Origin of the sequence: Tardiphaga sp., assembly GCF_044336785.1 — a bacterium.
Taxonomy (GTDB): Bacteria; Pseudomonadota; Alphaproteobacteria; order Rhizobiales; family Xanthobacteraceae; genus Tardiphaga.
Map to the genome: position 1 here is coordinate 1 of NZ_JBIIOT010000094.1, position 19,821 is coordinate 19,821.

Here is a 19,821-nt window from a genome sequence, read left to right on the forward strand (position 1 = left end):
GGCCACCCCACCCCGATGAACGCAAGCTATGCTTTGCATCGCCTGCGTACATCGACCCTCCCCTTGCAGGGGAGGGTTCACGACATCGAGACCGCCGCTTTGCGCATTGCTGCGTCCTGTACGCCGCCTTTGCGCTGAGTGCGCGAACATGACATTTCTCCTGATATTGCGCCGCAATATTTCCGCTCAGGAGAATTCCTATCCGCCTCTCCCTCCCCATTCTTGCCCTCGCGGCCGCCTCTTTTGGCATCGGCACCACCGAATTCGTCATCATGGGCCTGCTGCCGGATGTGGCGCGCAGCCTGTTGGTGACGATTCCGCAGGCCGGCTATCTCGTCTCCGGCTATGCCCTGGGCGTGGTGATCGGCGCCCCGCTGGTGGCGATGGCAACGGCCGGCATGCCGCGCAAGGCAGCGCTGCTGTCGCTGATGGCGCTGTTCACCATCGGTAATGTCGGTTGCGCCATTGCCCCCGATTATAATCTGCTGATGGCGGCGCGCATCGTGACTGCCTTTGCCCACGGCGCCTTCTTCGGCATCGGCGCTGTCGTCGCCAGCAACCTCGTGCCCCGCGAACAGCGCGCGCAAGCCGTATCTCTGATGTTCGCAGGCCTCACCCTCGCCAATGTGCTCGGCGTCCCCTTCGGCACGGCGCTCGGCCAGGCCGCGGGATGGCGCATGGCATTCTGGGCCGTGGTCGCCATCGGCGTCGTCGCCTTCATCGCCATCCTGCGTTACGTGCCTTCGGGCATGCCGGGCACAAAGGGCGGCCTCGGCCGCGAATTCCGCGCGCTCGGCCGCTGGCCGGTGCTGCTGCCGATGCTGATCTCCACCACCGCCTCGGTCAGCATGTTCAGCCTGTTCACCTACATCACGCCGCTCCTCGAAGGCGTCACCGGCCTGACGCCACACGGCGTCACCGGCGCTTTGCTGGCGATTGGCGTCGGCCTCACCATCGGCAATCTGATCGGCGGCCGCCTCGCCGACAAGAACCTGCTCTCCACCGTGATCGGCGCCTTCATCTGTCTCGCCATCGTGCTCGGCGCGCTCTCGCTCGTCGCGCATCTGGTGATCCCGACCATCGCATTGCTGGTGCTGTGGGGCGGCATTGCCTTTGCGCTGGTGTCGCCGCTGCAGATCTGGGTGGTGGATGCCGCCACCGACGCGCCCAATCTCGCTTCGACGCTGAACCAGGGCGCCTTCAATCTCGGTAACGCCGTGGGTGCCTGGATCGGTGGTATCGCCATCAATCTCGGCGTCCATTATGGACATCTGCCGCTACTTGCCGCTTGTGTGGCACTCGCGGGCCTCGCGATGGCGCTGACGACGTTGATCAATCGCAAGGTCTTGCCGGCACAGATCAGTCCGGCAGAATAGACCTATCGCGCGCAGCGTTTCGGCTGCGCCCACTCTCGTTTCAAGGACTTCATTGTGGCGCTCGGGCGCGAAACTTTTGCTTTCACCGCCTTCCTGGGCACCCTCACCGCGCTACCGCCACTGTCCATCGATATGGGCCTGCCGGGTTTCCCGGCTCTCGAGGCGACATTCCCCGATGCCGCCGGGCGCAGTCCGCTGACGCTGAGCCTGTTCATGGCGGGCTTTGCCATCTCACCGTTGATTTGCGGTCCGCTCGCCGATCGCTTTGGCCGCCGCGCTACGCTCCTCGATGGCCTGCTGATCTTCTCGCTTGCCGCCGGCGCCTGTGCGCTTGCGCCGAACTTCACCGTGCTTCTTGTCTGCCGCTTGTTGCAGGGCTTTGCGGCGGGCGCCTGCGCGATCCTGCCCATCGCCATCGTCCGTGATCTGTTCGTACACGGCGCCGCCCGGCAAAAGCTGTCGCAGATCGCCGCCGTGCTCGGCATCGCGCCGATGCTGGCGCCCGTACTCGGCGGCTGGATCATGACGTTTGCCGACTGGCGCGCGATCTATGCAACGCAAGCGATGGTCGGCGTCATCCTGTTGATCGTCGGCGCCATCGGGCTCGTCGAATCCCAGCCGGTCGAAAGCCGCCGTTCGCTCAATCCAAAACAACTCGCCGAGAGCTATCGCTTCGTGCTCACCGATCGCAGCTTCCTCGGCTACGCCCTGCTCTATGCCTGCGCATTTGCCTGCATGTTCGCTTTCATTTCCGGCGCACCGTCGGTGCTGATCGGCAGCCTCGGTCTTTCCACCACCGCCTTCGCGCTGTTGTTCGGCCTCACCTCCTGCGGCGTGTTGGTGGCGTCACTGATCTCCGGCCGGCTCAGTGCGCGTCATGTCTCCTCGCGCAAAATCATCGCCTTCGGCTTGATAGTGATGGTGGCGAGCGCCCTTGCTGCGCTGTTGCTGGTGCCTGCCAAAGCCGTGACCGTCATCTCGCTCACGCCACTGATGGCGCTGACCATCTTCGCTTTCGGCATTCTCGCACCCTCGACCAATCACGAGGCGCTGGCGAACCTGCCCCATGTGGCCGGCTCCGCAGCCGGCGTCATGCGTTGCACCCAGATGGTGATGGGTGCCTTCGCCAGCGCCATGATCGCGGTGCTGGAACCGTTCGGCCACCCCGCTTTGGTGATGACCGGGCTGATGTCCGCGATGGCGCTTATCGCCGGCTGCATCTATCTTTGGGTTCTGCCCGCAGCAAAAGCGGGAGCGGATCACAGCTAGGCGGAGACGTTACCCGATGCAGAAAAAAGTCGTCGTCATCACGGGTGCTGCCGGCGCACTGGGCCGGGTTGTCGCCGATCGCGCGTTGAATGATGGAGCAACCGTCGCCGTGATCGATCACGGCCACAATGACATCTCCTCCACACCGCAGCGCTTGCAGGTTGGCGGCGTCGATCTGTCGGATGCTGCGCAAGCCAGCAAGGCCATCGAAGATGTCATCGCGCAGTTCGGGCGTATCGATGTGCTGATCAACATTGCCGGTGCGTTCAAATTCGAGACCATCGCTGACGGCGACACCAAAAGCTGGGAGACGATGCATCGTCTCAACCTGCTCACGGCGCTGAACACATCGCGTGCTGCAATTCCGCATCTGATCAAATCGAGTGCCGGCCGCATCGTGAATATCGGCGCCATCGGTGCGCTCGAAGCCGGCAGCGGCATGGGCCCTTATGCGGCGTCGAAAGCCGGCGTGCATAAACTCACGGAGGCTTTAGCTGCGGAGTTGAAGGGCAAGGTCACGGTCAATGCCGTGCTGCCCTCCACCATCGACACATCGGCCAATCGCCGGGATATGCCCAATGCGGATTTTGCAAAATGGGTGTCGCCTGACGAACTCGCCAGCGTGATCCTGTTTCTGGCGAGCGATGCGGCAAGTGCGGTGACCGGCGCCTTGGTGCCGGTACGCGGACGGGTGTGACGCTCTTGTAGGATGGGTAGAGCGAAGCGAAACCCATCGGCGGAGCCCGCTGCATCGACGGAATGATGGGTTTCGCTCCGGCGCTGACGCGCCTGCGCTCTACCCATCCTACGCGCTCGTCTCAGGCCTTGTAGGGTGGGCAAAGGCGCGTAGCGCCGTGCCCCCACCCTACACCTCAGGCCTTGTTCTTCTTTCCAAACGCCGGCTTCTCGAACTTCGCAGCACCTTCGCGCTTGGCCTTTGCCACGTAGGTCTTCTTTTCCTTGCGCGGCTTGTCGTGGAAGTTCGGCTTCTTGCTTTCGTAGCTCTTGCCTTCGCCGCGGGCTTCAAAAGGCTTCTTGCCTTCATAACCGCCGTCACGCTTGGGCTTGCGATCTTCCCAGCTCGCGGAAGGCTCGCGGGCACGGTCGGCGTTAATCGGATCGTATTTCGGCTTGCGGTCCACGCGCGGCCTGTCGTCAAAGCTCTTGGCGGCGTAGGGTTTGTCGCTGCGCGGACGCTCGCGCGGTCCGTCTTCCTTCCACGACTTGCCCTTATAGGAATCTTTCGGCTTGAAGTCCGGGCGATCGCCGTCGAACTTCTTGAAGTCGTCGCCCTTGCGGTGACGCTTCGGTGCGAAGTCGCGATCGCCACCGCGCGGCATCGGCGTGATGGGGCCGCCTTCCGGGCCATTGGGCAGCGCGTCGATGCGGATATTGTCTTCCTTGTCCGGGCGCTTGATCATGGTCACGAAGCGCTCGGCTGCGGCGGCCGAAATCTCGAACTCGGTGGCACCGTCATAGATCTTGATGGCGCCGACATCGTTCTTCTCGATGCCGCCACGACGGCAGATCATCGGTAGCAGCCAGCGGGCTTCGGCATTCTTCTGCCGGCCAATGGCCGCGCGGAACCACTGCGCACCCTCGCCCATCGGCTCATTCTTCTTCGGCGTCTTGCGGACGGGGCCACCATCTTCCGCCTTACGACGGCTGCCGGCGCGATCCTCGCGGTCGCGGGCACGGAACGTACCGGGATCCTCGACCTCTTCCGGCGACGGCAGACGCGAGCGATAAAGCCGCGCCAGCGCAGTCGCGATGGTCTCGGCCGGATGCCGCTCGAGCAGCTTCTTCGCGAAGACCGCATCGTCCTCATTCGCCGCGTCGTCGAAAATCTTGTCCGACATCATGCGCTCTTCATCGAGCACGCGGATTTCATCCACGGTGGGGGCTGCGCCCCACACGGCTTCGGTTTCGGCCTGCTGCAGCAGGAATTCGGCGCGACGACGGCGCGACGGCGGCACCAGCAAAACGCTGATGCCCTTGCGCCCGGCGCGGCCGGTACGGCCCGAGCGATGCTGCAATACTTCGGGATCGTTCGGCAGTTCGGCATGGATGACAAGGCCGAGATTAGGCAGATCGATGCCGCGCGCAGCGACGTCGGTGGCGACGCAGATACGTGCATGACCGTCACGCAACGCCTGTAGCGCGTGCGTGCGTTCGTTCTGCGACAGTTCGCCGGACAGCGCGACCACCGAGAAGCCACGCTCCATCAGCACGCCCTGCAGATGCTTCACGGCGTTGCGGGTGTTGCAGAACACGATCGATGTCGGCGACTCGAAATAACGCAGCACATTGACCACGGCATGATCGACATCGTTCGGCGAGATGCGGATGGCACGGTATTCGATGTCCGAATGGCCGCCTTCGCTGCCGGCGACTTCGATGCGGAAGGCGTTGTCCTGATATTGCTGCGCCAGCTTGGCGATGCCTCGCGGCATGGTCGCCGAGAACAGCAGCGTGCGGCGACTCTCCGGCGTGGTTTCGAGGATGAACTCCATGTCCTCGCGAAAACCCATGTCGAGCATTTCGTCGGCTTCGTCGAGCACGACGGCCTTGATCTGCGAAATGTCGAGACGGTTGCGGCGAAGATGGTCGCACAGGCGACCGGGCGTGCCGACAACGATATGCGCACCGGCGGACAGCGCACGCTGTTCGGTGCGCGGATCCATACCACCGACGCAGGAGACGACACGGGCGCCAGCCTGGGCATAGAGCCAGGTCAACTCGCCATGCACCTGCAGCGCAAGTTCGCGCGTCGGCGCCACGATGAGGGCCAGCGGAGCGCCGGCCTGCGGCAGCCGCTCGGCACCTTCGAGAAGATCGGCGGCAATGGCGAGACCGTAAGCGACGGTCTTGCCGGAGCCGGTCTGCGCGGAGACCAGCAGGTCGCGGCCGACGGCCTCGTCGGCCAGCACGGCGGTTTGGACGGGGGTGGATTCGCTGTAGTTGCGCTCAGCCAATGCACGGGCGAGCGCCGGAGGCGTCGATTCAAATGACACGGGATATGTAACCTTGGTTGCAGCAGGCCGCGTGTTGCGGCCAGGACTCATCGCGACGAGCGATGCTCGAAATCGAGATACTTGGACCAAACGGAAACGAATCGGCCGTCCTTCATTTGACGGTCACGTCGGGTCCAGGGAGTCCGGAGCGTATCGGGATGGCGGCTGTCTACGCTGCTTTGCAGCAAAAGACCAGCCCTCAATGCGCGGCCTACAATTCGCTATGGGATTTAGCTTTGTCCTCCTTGCCACCCTCTTCCTTGAACGGAACCAGCAGCCAGAGGGTCAGGAAGGTAAACAGAGAAATGACCACCGCCACGTCATAGGAACCGAGCCCGACCGCGGCACCCGTGGCGCCGGTTGCCCACAGGCTGGATGCCGTGGCGGTACCGCGCACCGAGCCGCCTTCCTTCAGGATCGCGCCGCCGCCGATGAATCCCATACCTGTCATGAGGCCCTCGATGATGCGCGCCGTCCCTTCGGGGTGGCCGTTCAGAATGCCTTCGGTCGCCTGAACGATGCCGCAGGTCGCGAGCGCCACCAGCGGAAAAGTCCGCAGACCCGCGCTGCGTTCGGCGCGTTCGCGATTCCAGCCGATCGGGAGCGCTAAAATATAAGCAATCGAAAGAGCAACAAGATGCGGCAAAACACCAAAGCTATCAGTTGTTTCCAGCAATGTTTTCACGTGAGCTCCGATGGTGTTCGCAAGGTGCTTGAGAATGCCAAGTCGCGATGGCGCGGTTAAACTCCGCGCAGCGAGTCGCGGTTCCATCCACCGCATGCCCGCTTCAATCTGTCGCCACGGACCGGACGTCGCCTTGGAAACTTCGCTTTATCTCCCCGTCAAACGCTTCCTCGAAGGCCTCGGCTTTTCGGTGAAAGGCGAGATTCAGGGCTGCGATCTCGTCGCGCTGAAGGGCGAAGATCCACCGATCGTGGTGATCGGCGAGCTCAAGCTGTCCTTTAACCTGGAGCTGATCCTGCAGGCCGTGGAGCGCGCTGGCGCCTGCGACGAACTCTGGATCGCGGCAAAGATGTCGATCCGCGGCAAGGGCCGCGAGAGCGATGCGCGGTACCGCAATCTGTGCCGCCGCCTCGGCTTTGGCATGCTGGGAGTGACTGACGCGGGTACCGTCGAGGTGCTGGTCGAGCCGCCGACCACTGCGCCACGCCGTAATCCGAAGAAACGCGCGCGTCTCGTCACCGAACACAAGAAGCGGATCGGCGACCCTGCCCTTGGCGGCAGCACCAAGACGCCGATCATGACGGCCTATCGCCAGCAGGCGCTCGGCTGCGCCGCCGCCCTCGCCTTGGGCCCGCGCAATCTGAAAGAGCTCAAGCCGGTCTATCCCGATGCGCAAAAGATCCTGCACCGGAATGTCTACGGCTGGTTCGAACCGGTCTCGCGCGGCATCTATGGGCTGACGCCGATCGGCCATCAGGCCCTGGAAAAATGGCCGCAGCCGATCCGCGACCTGGCCCCGGACTCAGCTTTGCAATAAAGCTACCCATCAAAGCGGTTCGCAGATCCCTGGACGCATTGACGCATGGCAGCCTTGCCATGGGTTTTTCATATTGCAATGCAACAATCGCTTCGTTAGGAAGCAATATACAATCAGAGGCACGACGATGAGCGGCGAGTGGAATACGAAATATGGCACCCGGCGCGTGCGGCATGATCCGCCGACCCTGGACGAGGCCATCTTCGCAGCCATCGGCATCACGGAAGACCTCGACCAGCAGGCCGAGATCGCAGCCTCGCTGATGGGACTTCCGGTCGAGGACGTTCAGGCGCAGGTCAAGAAGGCCAGCCGCCCGACCGGCCTGTTGCGCGTCAGCCGCGTCATTGCCGGCGAACAGGGCGCGCAGCGCACGGTGGTCGTCGAGCGTCGCGTCACCCGCAAGATCGCCGTCGCCAAGCGCGCCTGATCCCAAGGCATCGATTCAAACGAAAAAAGCAGGGCCTGTGCCCTGCTTTTTTTTGTTTTGACCACCCGCTCGTGCCCTCATGGTGAGGAGGCGCATAGCGCCGTCTCGAACCATGAACTGGCCTGGCTGAAGCCTTCGCCGCCATCCTTCGAGACGCCGCTTTGCGGCTCCTCAGGATGAGGTGGGAGTGTAATTTATCAGTGCTTGCCGAAGCCGGCTGCGTTGAACCAGGCGCGCCATGCCGCGCGGTTATAGTCACCAACGGCCTTGGCGACATCGACCGCACCAGCCTTCGCCTGCGGCGCAGCCTTCACGGGCTCCGCACTCAGATCGATCAGCCCCGTCGATTCGCCGTGGCGGAACGACAGCTTGGCGCCGAACTTGCCGGCCAGCGCACGCATCGCATCGTTCTGCGCACCGGTGGTGACGCGCAGCGTCTTGTAACCCATCGACTTCGCCTTCGCGATCAGCTGGGTGAACAGGATGCTGCCGACGCCCTTGCGGCGCATGCAGGATTCGACGCTGAAAGCGACTTCCGGCTCGATGTTAACGAGATCGGCCTGATGCAGCTCGGCCGCACCGCGAATGACGCCATCTTCGAAATAGGCCAGGATCACGGTGCCATCCTGCACCGAACGCTCGGCATATTTCGCAACCCAGTCGTCGCACAGCGAACCGTTGAAACGGTCGCGGCGGCTGTCACGGTCGAGACGCAGCAGATGGTCCCGGAACAGCGGCAGCTCATGGGCTGCGAGGATGCGGACCGGTCCGCTCTTGGCTGAAGCCTTGGGCGCGCGGTTGGCGATTGCGATGATGGTTGCGGGGCTAAACATGATCAAATTCCGGCGGTTAGCCGCCTGGAACACCTGAGATTCTTGTACGACCCCAATATTGTGCATCGCACAACAAATTACAAGATCGAAGCCTGCGACAAGACCGCGCCCGCCGCAGGCGAGCTATGCAATAGCTTTGAAAGTTAATGGAAATTGACCATCCGCAGCCTCAGAGCACCAATTGGGTCTGCGTGACGACCCCCACCAGCTTGCCCTCCTCCGTCTCGATCCGGGTCTGCCAGACCTGGGTACGACGGCCGCGATGGATGGGCGTCGCCGTGGCGCGGACGGTGATGCCGGCGGCCGCACCACCGACGAAATTGGTTTTGCTTTCAATGGTCGTCGTGCCGTTGGCGTCGTCCGGCAGGTTGATCACCGTGGCCGCGGCGCCCACCGCATCGGCCAGCGCCATCACCGCACCGCCATGGATGGTGTGGCGCGTGGTGCAGAGATCCTCGCGCACCAGCATGGTGGCGACCACGCGCTCGGGCTCGGCTTCGACAAAGGTGACGCCCATCGACACCGAGAACGGCATCGGAATGCTTTTGATCTTGTCGAGCAGAGTCATCACTTTCTCCCTGTAAGATCGTCCATCGTGGCGCGGACTGATGGCCTATGGAGACGGATGCGGCGCATCGTGACAAGCCCCCGTTTCCGCGGCATAGCGATGCCATGCGCAGCTACCCGCCCGAACGCATTGTCTGCCTCACGGAAGAGACCGTGGAGACGCTGTATCTGCTCGGCGAGCAGGACCGCATTGTCGGCGTCTCCGGCTATGCGGTGCGGCCACCGCAGGTGCGGCGCGAGAAGCCGCGGGTCTCGGCGTTCATCTCCGCCGATGTGCCAAAAATTCTCGCGCTGGAACCGGATCTCGTTCTTTGCTTTTCGGATTTACAGGCGGAGATCGCCGCGGCGTTGATCCGCGCCGGCGTTGCCGTGCATGTTTTCAACCAGCGCGACGTCGCCGGAATCTTCGCAATGATCGGCACTTTGGGTGCGCTGGTTGACGCGAAAAACCGCGCAGATGAGTTGCTTGCGCGACTTTCGTTGCGGCTGTCCAGCGTCAACACCGCGGCAAAATCGAGGCAGGCAAAACCGCGGGTTTATTTCGAGGAATGGGACGATCCGCTCATCACCGGCATCGGCTGGGTGTCGGAATTGATCGAGCTGGCCGGCGGGATCGACGTGTTCCCGCAAATGCGGTTCCAGAAAGCGGCCAAGGATCGGATCGTGTCGCCGGATCAGGTCCGCGAGGCGATGCCGGATGTCATCCTGGCCTCCTGGTGCGGCAAGAAGGTTGTGCCGGAGAAGATCAGGCAGCGGCCGGGATGGAGTGACATTCCGGCGGTGCGTAACAATCGCATCGTCGAGATCAAGTCGCCGCTGATCCTGCAACCGGGACCGGCGGCGTTGACGGATGGGCTCGATGCGATCGTCGCGGCGTTGTGGCCGTAGGGCGGATGAGCCGAAGGCGTCATCCGCCGGCCGAGTGCATGTGGCGAAGAATGGCGGATGACGCTGCGCTCATCCGCCCTACGCCTGCTCCACCCCGCACCATTCGGCGATGAACAGCGCCATCGCCTTGGTGCATTTGCGGACCGACTCCACATCCACATATTCGTTGAAGCCGTGCATCGCCTTGCCTTCGGGACCGAAGCTGAGGCCGGGGATGCCGTAGTTCAAACCGTAGAAGCGCGTATCGGTGAGCGCGGTGAAGATGAGGTCGTCCGGCCTGCCGCCGCCATAGACGGCGTCGAAGGCTTTGGCGAAAGCGGCTTCCGGTTCTTCGGCATTCTCCAGCACATAGCCTTCGGACTGATAGCCCGACCACTCCACCACCGGCGGATTGTTGGCAAGGAAAGGATGCGCCCGCGCAGCCTTGTCGATACAGGCGACGATCTCGGCCTGACAGTCCTTCACCGACCAGCCCGGCAAAATGGCAATGCGGCAGTCGACATCGCACCAGGCCGGTACGCTGGAGGCCCAGTCGCCGCCCTTGATGATGCCGGGATTGAAGTTCAGGGGATGATGGACCTTGTCGTAATACGGCGCGCTTTCCGCGCGCTTGTTCCAATCGGCTTCGAGCTGTTCGACGGCCTGGATCAGATGATACGCCGCCTTGATCGCATTGGCGCCGATGCCGGCTTCGAATACATGGGCAGGGAAGCCGCGCACCTTGATGCGAAACCAGATCACGCCGATCTGTGCACGCACCATCTTGCCGCCGGTGGGCTCGGGAATGAAACACGCATCCGCGCGATAACCGCGCTGCAAGGTCGAGAGCGCGCCGACACCGGTGCTTTCCTCTTCGATCACCGATTGAAAATGGATGCGCGCCGTCGGCTTGAGGCCTGCCGCCTTGATCGCATCCAGCGCATAGAGCGCGCCGATGGTGCCCGACTTCATGTCGCAGGCGCCGCGGCCATACATCCTGCCGTCCTTGATCACCGGCGCAAATGGCGGCGTGTCCCACATGTCGAGCGGGCCGGCCGGCACCACATCGCAGTGGCCCTGCAGGATCAGCGATTTGCCTGCCATCGTGGTCGGCCGATAGGTGCCGACCACACTGCGGGCCTTCGAGAAATCATGCTCGATGATGCCGACGCCGCGTTGGCCGACGAGTTCGTCCATATCGATGTGCCAGTCATCGACCTCGTAATCGCGCGTTCGCAGGAGATCGCCGATCATGTCCTGGCACGGCCCCTCGGCCCCGCGGGTCGACGGGATCGCAACGAAATCCTTTGTCGTCTGCAATTGCGCGTCGAAGCTGTCATCAACGGCATCCAGGATTTTTCGTTGCGTATCGGTGGTCGTCATTCAGCAGGCTCCGGCAATCAGTCACATGGCGTCGGCAACCTAGCCTCCCCTCATCCCTTCGGGTACTCCAGATAATAGGCATCCGTCAGTGCATCATCGAGCAACCGGCCTTCGCTGAAAATCTGCAACGACGCTGGGCGCTCAACACCTGGCAGCAGGCGCGGACACGGCTCGGGCGCGCCAATCACAGTTCTCACGGGAATCCGCTCAGCATAGATCGGCAACTCATAATCCTCGTCATCGTCGGCGACACCCTTGGCGCGGATCTTTGCCGAGGCTTCCTCGATTTCCATCGCGATGAATGATGTCGCCTTCATCTCCTGCGCCGTGGTTGCGCGAAGACTCGCGGTGCGATCGGGGAAAAAGCGATCGACCATCGCGATTCCGGCGCGCTCCTTCTCCTCGGGATCGGTGACGAGATAGGCGTTTCCGAACGCCATCACCGCGCGATAGTCGGCAGAATGATTGAAGCCGCAGCGCGCCAGCACGAGGCTGTCGAGGAAAGCAACGGTCAAGCACACGCGCTGATGGGCGGTCTGGTTCTTCAGCATGCGGCTCGCACTCGAGCCATGCCAGTACAACGTCGTGCCCTCGCGCCAGAAGAAGGTCGGCGTGCAGTAAGGCTGGCCATCGATGACATAGGAGACGTGGCACATCATCGAGGCGTCCAGGATGTTGTGCACGGTCTCGTGGTCATAGAAGCCGCGATCGTGCCGCCGCTTCACGCGGTTGCGCCCGGTGAGCGGATAGGTCGGCGTGGTGTCGTCTGAGGTCTTCAGTTCGGCGGTGCTCACAGCATGTCCCCGTGGATTGGAAGCGTTCGAAACAGTTGTAGCCGCCGGATTGGTCTGCGATAGTGCCAATTCCATGCAAAAAATTCCGACCAATTCACGCGCCAAAAAGTCGGTCTCGGCCAGCCCTCATGAGCTCCCGCTGGATCTCGATGGCGCGCATATCGACAAGCAGGCCTCCGCACCGGAGCGCCTCTATCAAGCGCTGCGCCACGCCATCACATCAGGCGTTGCCAAGCCCGGCGAGGCACTGCCGCCGTCGCGACACCTCGCCGAACAGACCGGCTTTCGCCGCAACGCTGTCACCGATGCCTATGAGCGTTTGATCGCCGATGGTTTTGCTGTGGCACGCGTAGGCTCCGGCACATTCGTGGCGGAGCGCATTCCATCGGCGATCAATGCAAAGGCGCCGAAGCGGATCGCCATTGCCGAACCCCAGCGCGGCATACTGGCGCTTGGCTGCACCGATATCGACGAGACCGCGCTGCGCCACTTCCGTGCTTTCGTCGGCCGGCGCATGCGCGCCTTCGGCAGCGAGCATCTGCATTACGGCGATCCCCGCGGCAGCCGTGAGCTGCGCATCGCCATCGCCAACCATTTGCTGTCTGCGCGTGGCCTGCGCTGCGATCCCGACCAGATCATGCTGACATCCGGCACCCAGCATGGCTTGCGCATCGTGCTGTCGGCGATCCTCAAACCCGGCGAGCAGATCTGGGTGGAGGATCCCGGCTACCCCGCCGCGCGAAAATCCATCGAGCATTATGGCGGCAAGCCGATCTCGGTGCCGGTGGATGATCACGGCATGATCGTCGCCAAGGGCCGAGCGGCAGCGCCCCGTGCACGCGCGGCCTATGTCACGCCCTCACATCAGTTTCCGCTTGGCGTGCAGATGGCGATGCCGCGGCGGCTGGAATTGCTCGACTGGGCGCGTGCGGCCAACGCCTTCGTGTTCGAGGACGATTACGACAGCGAATTCCGCTATGACGGCGCGCCGCTACTGTCGCTCGCCGGCATCGATCACCTGCGCCGCGTCGTCTATATGGGCACTTTTGCGAAGACGCTGTTTCCCGGCCTGCGCATTGGCTACTGCGCGCTGCCCGAGAGCCTGATCGGCCCTGTCGCTGCAGCGCGCGCGGCGATGGATCGTTTCCCGTCCACCGTGATGGAAGGCGCGATCGCCGACATGCTGAATTCCGGCGCCTTCGCCGCCAATCTGCGCAAGATGCGCGGCCGCTATCGCGAGGCCCGCGACGCGCTGGCGCACACACTGATCGAGGCGTCGGACGGACAGCTTTCAGTGCCCGTGCCGTCGCAGGGCCTCCATCTGGTCGCGCGGTTTGCGCCAACGACGCCGCTGCAGATTGCCGCGGATGCCAAGGCATCCGCCGGCGTCGAAGGCTGGCTGCTCGCGGACACTTATCTGCGCGCACGACCCGCGCCCGGCTTTGTGCTCGGCTTTTCCGGCCATCCCATGCGCAAGCTGGTGGCTGCGGCGGAGACATTGGCCAAGGCGTCGGCTGCAAGTTTGCGAGCTTCCAAGGGTGGCAGGCCTCGGAGTTCGGTGGCCATCCTTCGAGGCTCGCCCAAGAGGGCGAGCACCTCAGGATGAGGGAAGAGTGTCGCGATAGACGTCCCTCATGGTGAGGGCGTCTCGAACCATGCAGGCCGAGCACTATCCTCATCTCGGATCGCGGCCACGTATGTGTCTGGCTGGACACTCTGAAACGAAGACGATGCCGCGTCATGGAACCGTTGCGGGGGGATCGCAATTAGGGGGAACGGCCGCGTGCTTTCAGAATCGGGTGCGCGTCCGTAAATTGCATCACCAACGGCCTCACGGAGACCTCATGTCCGGCAATCGCAACGTGCTTTTCCTCATCATCGGCGCGCTCATCGTCGGCATCGGCGTCCTCGGCTACAATCTCTACCAGGAGAAGAAAGAGCCCGAAGGCCTGCAGATCAATCTCGGCCCGAACGGGGTCAAGGTTCAGAACAAGTAACGGATCTCCTTATGCGCACGGCCCTCGCCTTCAGCATCCTCGCACTCGTCACCGCAGCTTCGCCGGCCCTCGCCGTCGATCAGGTGTCGCGCGAGGCTGACATCGTCGATCTGCGGCTCGGCCAGCGCATCTGGGTGGATGACGGCTCCTGCCCCACCGGCCAGATCAAGGAAGTGATGGGCGCGACGCTTGCAAGCGGCGGCGGCGTCGCCCGCGTCAAGAAATGCGTACCGCGCGGCGGGACAAAAGTGCGCTAAGGCCTGCCAACGAGAGACCTGAACAGGAGCGCGCCATCATCTCTCCCCCGGCGCGAAGCTATGCTTCGCTGGAGGGGAGAGGTATCAGCGCTCTGCTCCATCAAAGTTTCAGGCCCTCAGAACATCCCGTTCTCGTTCGCGGCCTTTTCCGGGATCGGCTGGTTGACGTCCCAGTGTTCGACGATCTTGCCATTTTCCAGCTTGAAGATATCGACGATGGCATTGCCGCGGGTGCCCTTTTCGCGCACCGCGTGGACGTGCAGGATCACATAGTCGCCATCGGCAAAGACCTTCTTGATCTCGCTATGGGAGTCCGGGAATTTCTCGCGCAGGAAGGTGATGAATTTCTTGAAGCCTTCGATGCCATCCGGCGCGGTCGGATTGTGCTGGACGTAGCGCGGCCCGAAATATTTCGCGGCAGCGTCAAAATCCTTCTGGTTGAGACCCTTTTCGTAAAACTCGACCACCGTCTTTTTATTGGCTTCGAGCGTCGCTGTGTCCGCTGCAATCGCTGGTGTGGCAAGCAGCAAAGCTGCGACCAGCCCGATTGAAAAACGCATTGTCATGATCCCTCTTCCACGCAGCCAAAATGTTGCGCGCGGAAGCCGTATCATCGCGCGTCATGCGGACGGGATCACTTTGCCGAGACTTGAGTTGGACGGTCTCTAGAACGTTTCATTTTGAGATGAGGCGCCCTGTCCACCCACTCTCCCTCATCCTGAGGAGCCGCGCGTTTGCGCGGTGTTTCCCAGCGAATGGCGACACACGCCATGGCTCGAGACGCGCGCTAATGGGCGCGCTCCTCACCATGAAGGCGGTGGTCGTCTCAATCGGAAAAACGCTAATGCTTCGGTTGCTCGCTCGGCGGCACCGGCAGATTGCTCTGGCCGGCGCTGGCGCCGCCATCGATCGGCAGCGTCACGCCGGTAATCCAGCGCGCTTCGTCGCTGGCGAGAAACAGCACGCCATAGCCGATGTCCCAGCCCGTGCCCTCGGTGCCGAGCAGCGTCACCTCGGCACGCGCCTGCCGCATGTCCTCGCTCATGCCGCGCGATGTCACCATCGGCGTATAGACCGTGCCAGGCGCGATGCAGTTGACGCGAATGCCGGCGCGGCCGTGATGCGCGGCCATGGCGCGGGTCAGGCCGATCACGGCCGATTTCGAGGTGGGATAGAGCAGGCTCGGATGGCCGCCACGCAGACCAGCCACCGATGTCAGGTTGATGATCGAGCCGCCGCCGGTCTTCACCATTTCCGGAATGGCGTATTTCGACATCAGCATCATGGAGGCGACATTGATGCGCATCGCCTCGTCCCATGATCCGACATCGACCTCGACGGCATCGCCGCGCGGCCCGGTGACGCCGACATTGTTGACCAGGATATCGATGCGGCCAAAGCCGGCAATGGTGCGCTCGACAATGGCTTCGCAGGTGGCGGGGTCGCTGACATCGCCGTCATAGATCTGCGAGGCGCCGCCCTCGGCCTTGACGAGACGCGCGGTCTCTTCGGCCCAGTCGGGATTGAGATCGACCAGCGCAACCTTGGCGCCGTGGCGGGCCAGCAGCACCGCGGCGGCACGTCCGTTGCCGATGCCATCGCCACGCGATCCCGCACCGGTGACGATCGCCACCTTGCCTGCCAACCGACCCACGCTCGCCATTCCAATCCCCTGAAACATGCACTCCAGAGGCTTCCGGCACTGCATTCCCGACTGAACGATAGCGCGCCAGGCTGGTTCGTAGCAATATTTCAATTCGCTCCGAGGGTGTGGAAGAAAATTATACCTCCTACACGCGACCACCCTGGGCCATCAGTCCAGTGCGGGATCATACATACATTGCAGAGCGGGCTTGGCGATCTGACTGAAAGTCGCGCTGATCAGCGATTGCTTGGCTGCCGGGACCCAGTCCTTGTCGATGCTCGGTACGCCGCGCTCGGAAATGCCGCGCAGCAGCGCCTCCCGCAGGTCCTGGTCTTCGACAGCAGCGACCGCGTGGTCGTGCAGGCAGGCGCAGACGCTGTTCGGATGGGCCCAGCGGCCCACCATATGCGGGACGCATTGGCGCACGAATTCGGCGCGCCGATCGGGCAGTTTTCGCAAGCCCGACGCGTCCCACAGCTGGGCGTGGGCGGCATGGCTGCCGAGGCCCAAGAAGAAAATAAGGAGGTGAGTAACCGCGGCGAGTTGGACTTTTACCATTCCGGACTTTTCTTGTTGTGGACGCAAAAGATCGCCGGTCAGCGCACGGACGCCACGAGCAGCACAGCCGGCGCCGCGGGCGCGCCGTTGAAGCTGAAACTGCCAGCATGCGGGAGGCCGCCATCGGTCGATCCCGCCAGCGACGGGCCGGCGAACAGGAACGCGAAAGCGAGGATGAGGCTGGCGAAGCGCATCTGACATCTCCCGTGACCGGCACCAGACGCCGTGTCGTGGGGAGAGTGATAGCCGGCGGCCGTTTCGGCGGCACGGCACGCCAAGCGCAAAGTGGTTTCGTCGGTGCCCGCGTATGTTTCGTCGGAACCGGCGCCACGAAACAATCGCCGGCGTGGATTGGTCACACGGGCGTCACCTGAGCTTAACCGTGATGCGCTTTAAGCGGGGCGCGGGCCCGCAGAATGCAACTTATTCAGGCAGTTGTGCGTTTGTGTTGCGCTGGGGATAGAAGGAAGACCACCGTGGCAGACGAGACCGGGAACAACGAGGTTCGCGACACGCTCATCGTCAACACCGCCGAGCTGCGTGTCACCATTGCGCCGGATGTGCGTAGCACCGCCGCCGCGTTGAAGCAGACGCCATCCTGCCTGCGCGACAACGAATGCTCGCAGCAGCAGCTGGTGCGGCTGGTCGGCTATCGCGGGCCGTCCGTCGATACGGCGGCCTCCTGGGACCGCCTGCGCCGCCAGCAGGCGGCGCTGCGCGCCAGCTAGCCGCTATTTGATATAATCGCCGCATTTCTGGATGGCGGTGTCGGCCTGCCCCCACGGCATGATCGGCACCGACGATGTCGAGTTCTTCGGCGACCCCTCGATGATCCGGTCGGAATAGACCATATAGACCAGCACGTTTCGCTTGGCGTCGCAGCCGCGCACGATCTGCATCTTCTTGAAGAACAGCGAGCGGCGCTGGCGGAACATGTCCTCGCCCTGATCGGACTTCGCCTTGAACTTGATCGGGCCGATCTGCCGGCAGGCCAGCGAGATGTCCGACACTTCCTCGGCAAGACCCAGCCAGCCCTTGAAGCCACCCTTTTCCGGCACCGTGAAATGGCAGGCGACGCCCTCCACTTCGGGATCGTCCACACCGTAAGTGGCGAGCTTGTCGTTCGGGCTCAGCCATTTGAACACGGTCGAGCGGCGGAAGATGAGGTCGGGCTCATCGGCCGCATGAGCGACGCTGCCGGCGCCGATGGCCACAGCGACCAAAGCGAGCGCGGCCGCGCGCATCCAACCCAAGCGAAAGCTCAAACCGATCAATGACATTCAACTCTCCGTGTCTCACCCCGTCTATGTAGCGATTGCGCCGCGCGGCGGTAGAGCGCAGGCGCCGCGTTAATCCAATGTGAGTGTTTTTTGTTACCCTCCGTACACAAGTAAGCAGCGGCGCGATTCGCCTGCCGGTGAACGCATTGTGCGCCCGCGACACTAATGCTTCGAGATGAATTCGAGGATTTTCAGCGTGACGTTTTTTCAGTTTTCGGGGAGCCCGACCGGCAAGCGCATGCTTCTGAGCGGGACGTCTGTTTCCAGTCGCGCATGGTCCCCGCGTCACCTGTTGCAGGCGGCCTTGCTGGCCACATTCACGCTGGGCGTGGCAGCGCCGGCGCATGCGGTGTTCTGGTTCGACGAAGACCCGATGCGCCCGCGCGTGATGGATGCGCCGCCTCCGGTGCCGCCGCAGGTCCGGCGCGACAACCGGCTGAAGCAGCAAGGCGCGACATTCGAGAAAGAGGCGAAGGCCCATGCCAAGCCGGTCGGCCCCGTGGTGATCATGATCTCGCTGGACAGGCAGACCATGCGCGTGTTCGACGCCAATGGCCTGTTCGCGGAGACCAAGGTCTCCACCGGGATGAAAGGCCATGACACGCCGACCGGCGTATTCAGCATCATCCAGAAGAACAAGTGGCATAAGTCGAACATCTATAGCGGCGCGCCGATGCCCTATATGCAGCGCGTGACCTGGTCCGGCATCGCGCTGCATGCCGGCGCACTCCCCGGCTATCCCGCATCCCATGGCTGCATCCGCATGCCGATGGCGTTTTCCACAAAACTGTGGGCCTGGACCCGCATGGGTGCCCGCGTGATCATCACACCCGGTGAGATTTCGCCGGCGGAATTCAAGCATCCGCAATTGATCGCGCAGAAGCCAGCGCCGGTCGCCGCCGCGCCGATGGCGGCTCCGAAGGACGAGCAGCCGGGCGCCAAGAGCGACGGCAAATCGACCGAGGTGAAGCCCGACGATATTCGCCTCAAGCCGGCGACCTCCGCCGAGCGCAGCACCACCGTCACTGCCGATGCCAGCAATGCCGTCGGCATGCCGGCCAAGCCCGTCGCATCGGATGTGAACACGGCGATGGCGCAGATGTCGGCGGCCAGCGCCGAGGTCCCGAAAGCGGTAGAGAACAAGCCCGACGATGCGGCGCACGTGACGCGTCAGGACGTGGATGCCGCGGCAGCCAAGATTGGCGAGGCACCCGAGGCCAGGAAGGACGACACCCGTCCGGCCGATGCGCCGAAGGTCGAGGCCAAGCCCGAACTCAAGCCCGAACTCAAGCCGGCAACGGCCAAGGTCGATGCGATCGACATCCCGCCGCCCGCGGATACGTCGCCGAAGCGCACCGGCCAGATCGCCGTGCTGATCAGCGGCAAGGACGGCAAGCTCTATGTGCGGCAGAATTTCTCGCCGCTGTTCGAGACGGACATCACCATCAAGCCCGGCGAGCGTCCGCTCGGCACGCATATCTTCACCGCACGCATCGACAAGGATGAGGCGAAGAGCATTCACTGGACGGCGGTGTCGTTGCCTGCCGTGCCGCATCGCGCGGCGACAGCGGCCAGCCGCAAGCAGACCGCTGCGGCGGAGGTACCGCCGCTCCCCGGCAGCGCCGCCGAGGCGCTGGATCGCATCACCATCCCCGAAGACGCCATGGCGCAGATCGCCGAGGCGATCGCCACCGGCGGCTCGATCATCGTGTCCGACCAGAGCATCAAGGCGGGCGGCGAAACCGGCCAGGGCACCGAATTCGTGGTGCCGATGCGCTAGCGAGTTTCCGCGTTGAGACGCCCGCCGCCCTCATGGTGAGGAGCGCGCTCTTGCGCGCGTCTCGAACCATGAGATGGCGGGCCTCGGAGCTTGCGGCCATCCTTCGAGACGCCGCTGCGCGGCTCTTCAGAGTCTGACTGGAAATGCGGTCCATGAAGCGCAGTACACTCAGTCCCTCATGGTGAGGAGCGGCTGTAGGCCGCGTCTCAAACCATGAGTTGGCCGGGTTCAGAGCCTGCGGCCATCGTTCGAGACGCCGCTGCGCGGCTCCT

General features: G+C 63.3%; 22 protein-coding genes. 11 read left to right on the forward strand and 11 right to left on the reverse strand.

Features of this window, described 5'->3' with window-relative positions; genetic code table 11:
* Positions 1–200: 200 nt before the first annotated feature.
* From ACIQ2A_RS21045 to fabG, 3 genes are read left to right on the forward strand one after another with little or no spacing between them, the layout of a single operon-like run.
* On the forward strand, positions 201–1,376 hold the full coding sequence (locus ACIQ2A_RS21045; RefSeq protein ID WP_398483019.1) for an MFS transporter: 1,176 nt from the start codon (positions 201–203) through the stop codon (positions 1,374–1,376).
* A gap of 54 nt (positions 1,377–1,430) precedes the next feature.
* Positions 1,431–2,645: a multidrug effflux MFS transporter gene (locus ACIQ2A_RS21050; RefSeq protein ID WP_398482974.1), complete on the forward strand. Its 1,215-nt coding sequence runs from the start codon at positions 1,431–1,433 to the stop codon at positions 2,643–2,645.
* Between the two features lie 16 nt (positions 2,646–2,661).
* Entirely contained in the window at positions 2,662–3,342 is a 681-nt protein-coding gene (gene fabG / locus ACIQ2A_RS21055) for a 3-oxoacyl-ACP reductase FabG (protein WP_398482976.1), read from the forward strand.
* Positions 3,343–3,517: 175 nt separating this feature from the next.
* Here fabG and ACIQ2A_RS21060 read toward each other — a convergent pair whose 3' ends face one another.
* Both ACIQ2A_RS21060 and ACIQ2A_RS21065 read right to left on the reverse strand, forming a co-directional pair.
* Positions 3,518–5,659, reverse strand: coding sequence for a DEAD/DEAH box helicase (locus ACIQ2A_RS21060; protein ID WP_398482978.1), 2,142 nt, complete (start codon positions 5,657–5,659; stop codon positions 3,518–3,520).
* Between the two features lie 211 nt (positions 5,660–5,870).
* A complete protein-coding gene (locus ACIQ2A_RS21065; RefSeq protein WP_398482980.1) occupies positions 5,871–6,344 on the reverse strand; it encodes an MgtC/SapB family protein in 474 nt (157 codons plus the stop codon).
* Positions 6,345–6,477: 133 nt separating this feature from the next.
* Between ACIQ2A_RS21065 and ACIQ2A_RS21070 the strand changes: the two genes are divergently transcribed.
* Both ACIQ2A_RS21070 and ACIQ2A_RS21075 read left to right on the forward strand, forming a co-directional pair.
* Positions 6,478–7,161 carry a DUF2161 domain-containing phosphodiesterase gene (locus ACIQ2A_RS21070; protein WP_398482983.1) on the forward strand — a complete coding sequence of 228 codons (684 nt, stop codon included), beginning with the start codon at positions 6,478–6,480 and terminating at the stop codon, positions 7,159–7,161.
* A gap of 127 nt (positions 7,162–7,288) precedes the next feature.
* On the forward strand, positions 7,289–7,588 hold the full coding sequence (locus ACIQ2A_RS21075) for a hypothetical protein (RefSeq protein WP_398482985.1): 300 nt from the start codon (positions 7,289–7,291) through the stop codon (positions 7,586–7,588).
* Positions 7,589–7,785: 197 nt separating this feature from the next.
* Here ACIQ2A_RS21075 and ACIQ2A_RS21080 read toward each other — a convergent pair whose 3' ends face one another.
* Complete coding sequence (locus tag ACIQ2A_RS21080) at positions 7,786–8,421, reverse strand: GNAT family N-acetyltransferase (RefSeq protein WP_398482987.1); 636 nt, start codon at positions 8,419–8,421, stop codon at positions 7,786–7,788.
* A gap of 169 nt (positions 8,422–8,590) precedes the next feature.
* Positions 8,591–8,989 carry a PaaI family thioesterase gene (locus ACIQ2A_RS21085; RefSeq protein WP_398482989.1) on the reverse strand — a complete coding sequence of 133 codons (399 nt, stop codon included), beginning with the start codon at positions 8,987–8,989 and terminating at the stop codon, positions 8,591–8,593.
* 104 nt (positions 8,990–9,093) lie between these two features.
* On the opposite strand from ACIQ2A_RS21085, the gene ACIQ2A_RS21090 reads away from it, so the two are divergent.
* Positions 9,094–9,876: a cobalamin-binding protein gene (locus ACIQ2A_RS21090; RefSeq protein WP_398482991.1), complete on the forward strand. Its 783-nt coding sequence runs from the start codon at positions 9,094–9,096 to the stop codon at positions 9,874–9,876.
* Between the two features lie 78 nt (positions 9,877–9,954).
* Here ACIQ2A_RS21090 and ACIQ2A_RS21095 read toward each other — a convergent pair whose 3' ends face one another.
* Entirely contained in the window at positions 9,955–11,238 is a 1,284-nt protein-coding gene (locus ACIQ2A_RS21095; protein WP_398482993.1) for an ArgE/DapE family deacylase, read from the reverse strand.
* 50 nt (positions 11,239–11,288) lie between these two features.
* Entirely contained in the window at positions 11,289–12,032 is a 744-nt protein-coding gene (locus ACIQ2A_RS21100) for a pyridoxamine 5'-phosphate oxidase family protein (protein ID WP_398482998.1), read from the reverse strand.
* A 73-nt stretch (positions 12,033–12,105) separates the two neighbouring features.
* Here ACIQ2A_RS21100 and ACIQ2A_RS21105 point away from each other — a divergent pair, with 73 nt between their 5' ends.
* The 3 genes from ACIQ2A_RS21105 to ACIQ2A_RS21115 all read left to right on the forward strand — a co-directional run bounded on the left by ACIQ2A_RS21105 (position 12,106) and on the right by ACIQ2A_RS21115 (position 14,286).
* Positions 12,106–13,638 (forward strand): PLP-dependent aminotransferase family protein, encoded by a 1,533-nt coding sequence (locus tag ACIQ2A_RS21105; protein WP_398483000.1) that lies wholly within the window; start codon positions 12,106–12,108, stop codon positions 13,636–13,638.
* 238 nt (positions 13,639–13,876) lie between these two features.
* Positions 13,877–14,029: a hypothetical protein gene (locus ACIQ2A_RS21110; RefSeq protein WP_398483002.1), complete on the forward strand. Its 153-nt coding sequence runs from the start codon at positions 13,877–13,879 to the stop codon at positions 14,027–14,029.
* A gap of 11 nt (positions 14,030–14,040) precedes the next feature.
* A complete protein-coding gene (locus tag ACIQ2A_RS21115; protein ID WP_398483005.1) occupies positions 14,041–14,286 on the forward strand; it encodes a DUF6719 family protein in 246 nt (81 codons plus the stop codon).
* A 116-nt stretch (positions 14,287–14,402) separates the two neighbouring features.
* On the opposite strand, the gene ACIQ2A_RS21120 is transcribed toward ACIQ2A_RS21115, so the two are convergent.
* The 4 genes from ACIQ2A_RS21120 to ACIQ2A_RS21135 all read right to left on the reverse strand — a co-directional run bounded on the left by ACIQ2A_RS21120 (position 14,403) and on the right by ACIQ2A_RS21135 (position 16,683).
* Complete coding sequence (locus ACIQ2A_RS21120) at positions 14,403–14,846, reverse strand: ester cyclase (RefSeq protein ID WP_398483007.1); 444 nt, start codon at positions 14,844–14,846, stop codon at positions 14,403–14,405.
* 281 nt (positions 14,847–15,127) lie between these two features.
* Entirely contained in the window at positions 15,128–15,949 is an 822-nt protein-coding gene (locus ACIQ2A_RS21125; protein ID WP_398483009.1) for an SDR family NAD(P)-dependent oxidoreductase, read from the reverse strand.
* A gap of 150 nt (positions 15,950–16,099) precedes the next feature.
* On the reverse strand, positions 16,100–16,489 hold the full coding sequence (locus ACIQ2A_RS21130) for a hypothetical protein (protein WP_398483011.1): 390 nt from the start codon (positions 16,487–16,489) through the stop codon (positions 16,100–16,102).
* A gap of 38 nt (positions 16,490–16,527) precedes the next feature.
* Positions 16,528–16,683 (reverse strand): hypothetical protein, encoded by a 156-nt coding sequence (locus tag ACIQ2A_RS21135; RefSeq protein ID WP_398483013.1) that lies wholly within the window; start codon positions 16,681–16,683, stop codon positions 16,528–16,530.
* A gap of 282 nt (positions 16,684–16,965) precedes the next feature.
* Between ACIQ2A_RS21135 and ACIQ2A_RS21140 the strand changes: the two genes are divergently transcribed.
* Entirely contained in the window at positions 16,966–17,217 is a 252-nt protein-coding gene (locus tag ACIQ2A_RS21140) for a hypothetical protein (RefSeq protein ID WP_398483015.1), read from the forward strand.
* A 3-nt stretch (positions 17,218–17,220) separates the two neighbouring features.
* Here ACIQ2A_RS21140 and ACIQ2A_RS21145 read toward each other — a convergent pair whose 3' ends face one another.
* The gene (locus ACIQ2A_RS21145) at positions 17,221–17,733 is read right to left on the reverse strand and encodes a CreA family protein (RefSeq protein WP_398483022.1); all 513 of its coding nucleotides are present in this window, start codon (positions 17,731–17,733) and stop codon (positions 17,221–17,223) included.
* 340 nt (positions 17,734–18,073) lie between these two features.
* On the opposite strand from ACIQ2A_RS21145, the gene ACIQ2A_RS21150 reads away from it, so the two are divergent.
* A complete protein-coding gene (locus ACIQ2A_RS21150) occupies positions 18,074–19,549 on the forward strand; it encodes a L,D-transpeptidase (RefSeq protein ID WP_398483017.1) in 1,476 nt (491 codons plus the stop codon).
* The last annotated feature ends 272 nt before the right edge of the window (positions 19,550–19,821 follow it).

Coding starts and splice junctions, on each gene's coding strand:
- fabG (WP_398482976.1), top strand. CDS start 2,662: ATGCAGAAAAAAGTCGTCGTCATCACGGGTGCTGCCGGCGCACTGGGC.
- ACIQ2A_RS21075 (WP_398482985.1), top strand. CDS start 7,289: ATGAGCGGCGAGTGGAATACGAAATATGGCACCCGGCGCGTGCGGCAT.
- ACIQ2A_RS21080 (WP_398482987.1), bottom strand. CDS start 8,421: ATGTTTAGCCCCGCAACCATCATCGCAATCGCCAACCGCGCGCCCAAG.
- ACIQ2A_RS21085 (WP_398482989.1), bottom strand. CDS start 8,989: ATGACTCTGCTCGACAAGATCAAAAGCATTCCGATGCCGTTCTCGGTG.
- ACIQ2A_RS21090 (WP_398482991.1), top strand. CDS start 9,094: ATGCGCAGCTACCCGCCCGAACGCATTGTCTGCCTCACGGAAGAGACC.
- ACIQ2A_RS21095 (WP_398482993.1), bottom strand. CDS start 11,238: ATGACGACCACCGATACGCAACGAAAAATCCTGGATGCCGTTGATGAC.
- ACIQ2A_RS21105 (WP_398483000.1), top strand. CDS start 12,106: ATGCAAAAAATTCCGACCAATTCACGCGCCAAAAAGTCGGTCTCGGCC.
- ACIQ2A_RS21110 (WP_398483002.1), top strand. CDS start 13,877: ATGTCCGGCAATCGCAACGTGCTTTTCCTCATCATCGGCGCGCTCATC.
- ACIQ2A_RS21115 (WP_398483005.1), top strand. CDS start 14,041: ATGCGCACGGCCCTCGCCTTCAGCATCCTCGCACTCGTCACCGCAGCT.
- ACIQ2A_RS21120 (WP_398483007.1), bottom strand. CDS start 14,846: ATGCGTTTTTCAATCGGGCTGGTCGCAGCTTTGCTGCTTGCCACACCA.
- ACIQ2A_RS21125 (WP_398483009.1), bottom strand. CDS start 15,949: ATGGCGAGCGTGGGTCGGTTGGCAGGCAAGGTGGCGATCGTCACCGGT.
- ACIQ2A_RS21130 (WP_398483011.1), bottom strand. CDS start 16,489: ATGGTAAAAGTCCAACTCGCCGCGGTTACTCACCTCCTTATTTTCTTC.
- ACIQ2A_RS21135 (WP_398483013.1), bottom strand. CDS start 16,683: ATGCGCTTCGCCAGCCTCATCCTCGCTTTCGCGTTCCTGTTCGCCGGC.
- ACIQ2A_RS21145 (WP_398483022.1), bottom strand. CDS start 17,733: ATGCGCGCGGCCGCGCTCGCTTTGGTCGCTGTGGCCATCGGCGCCGGC.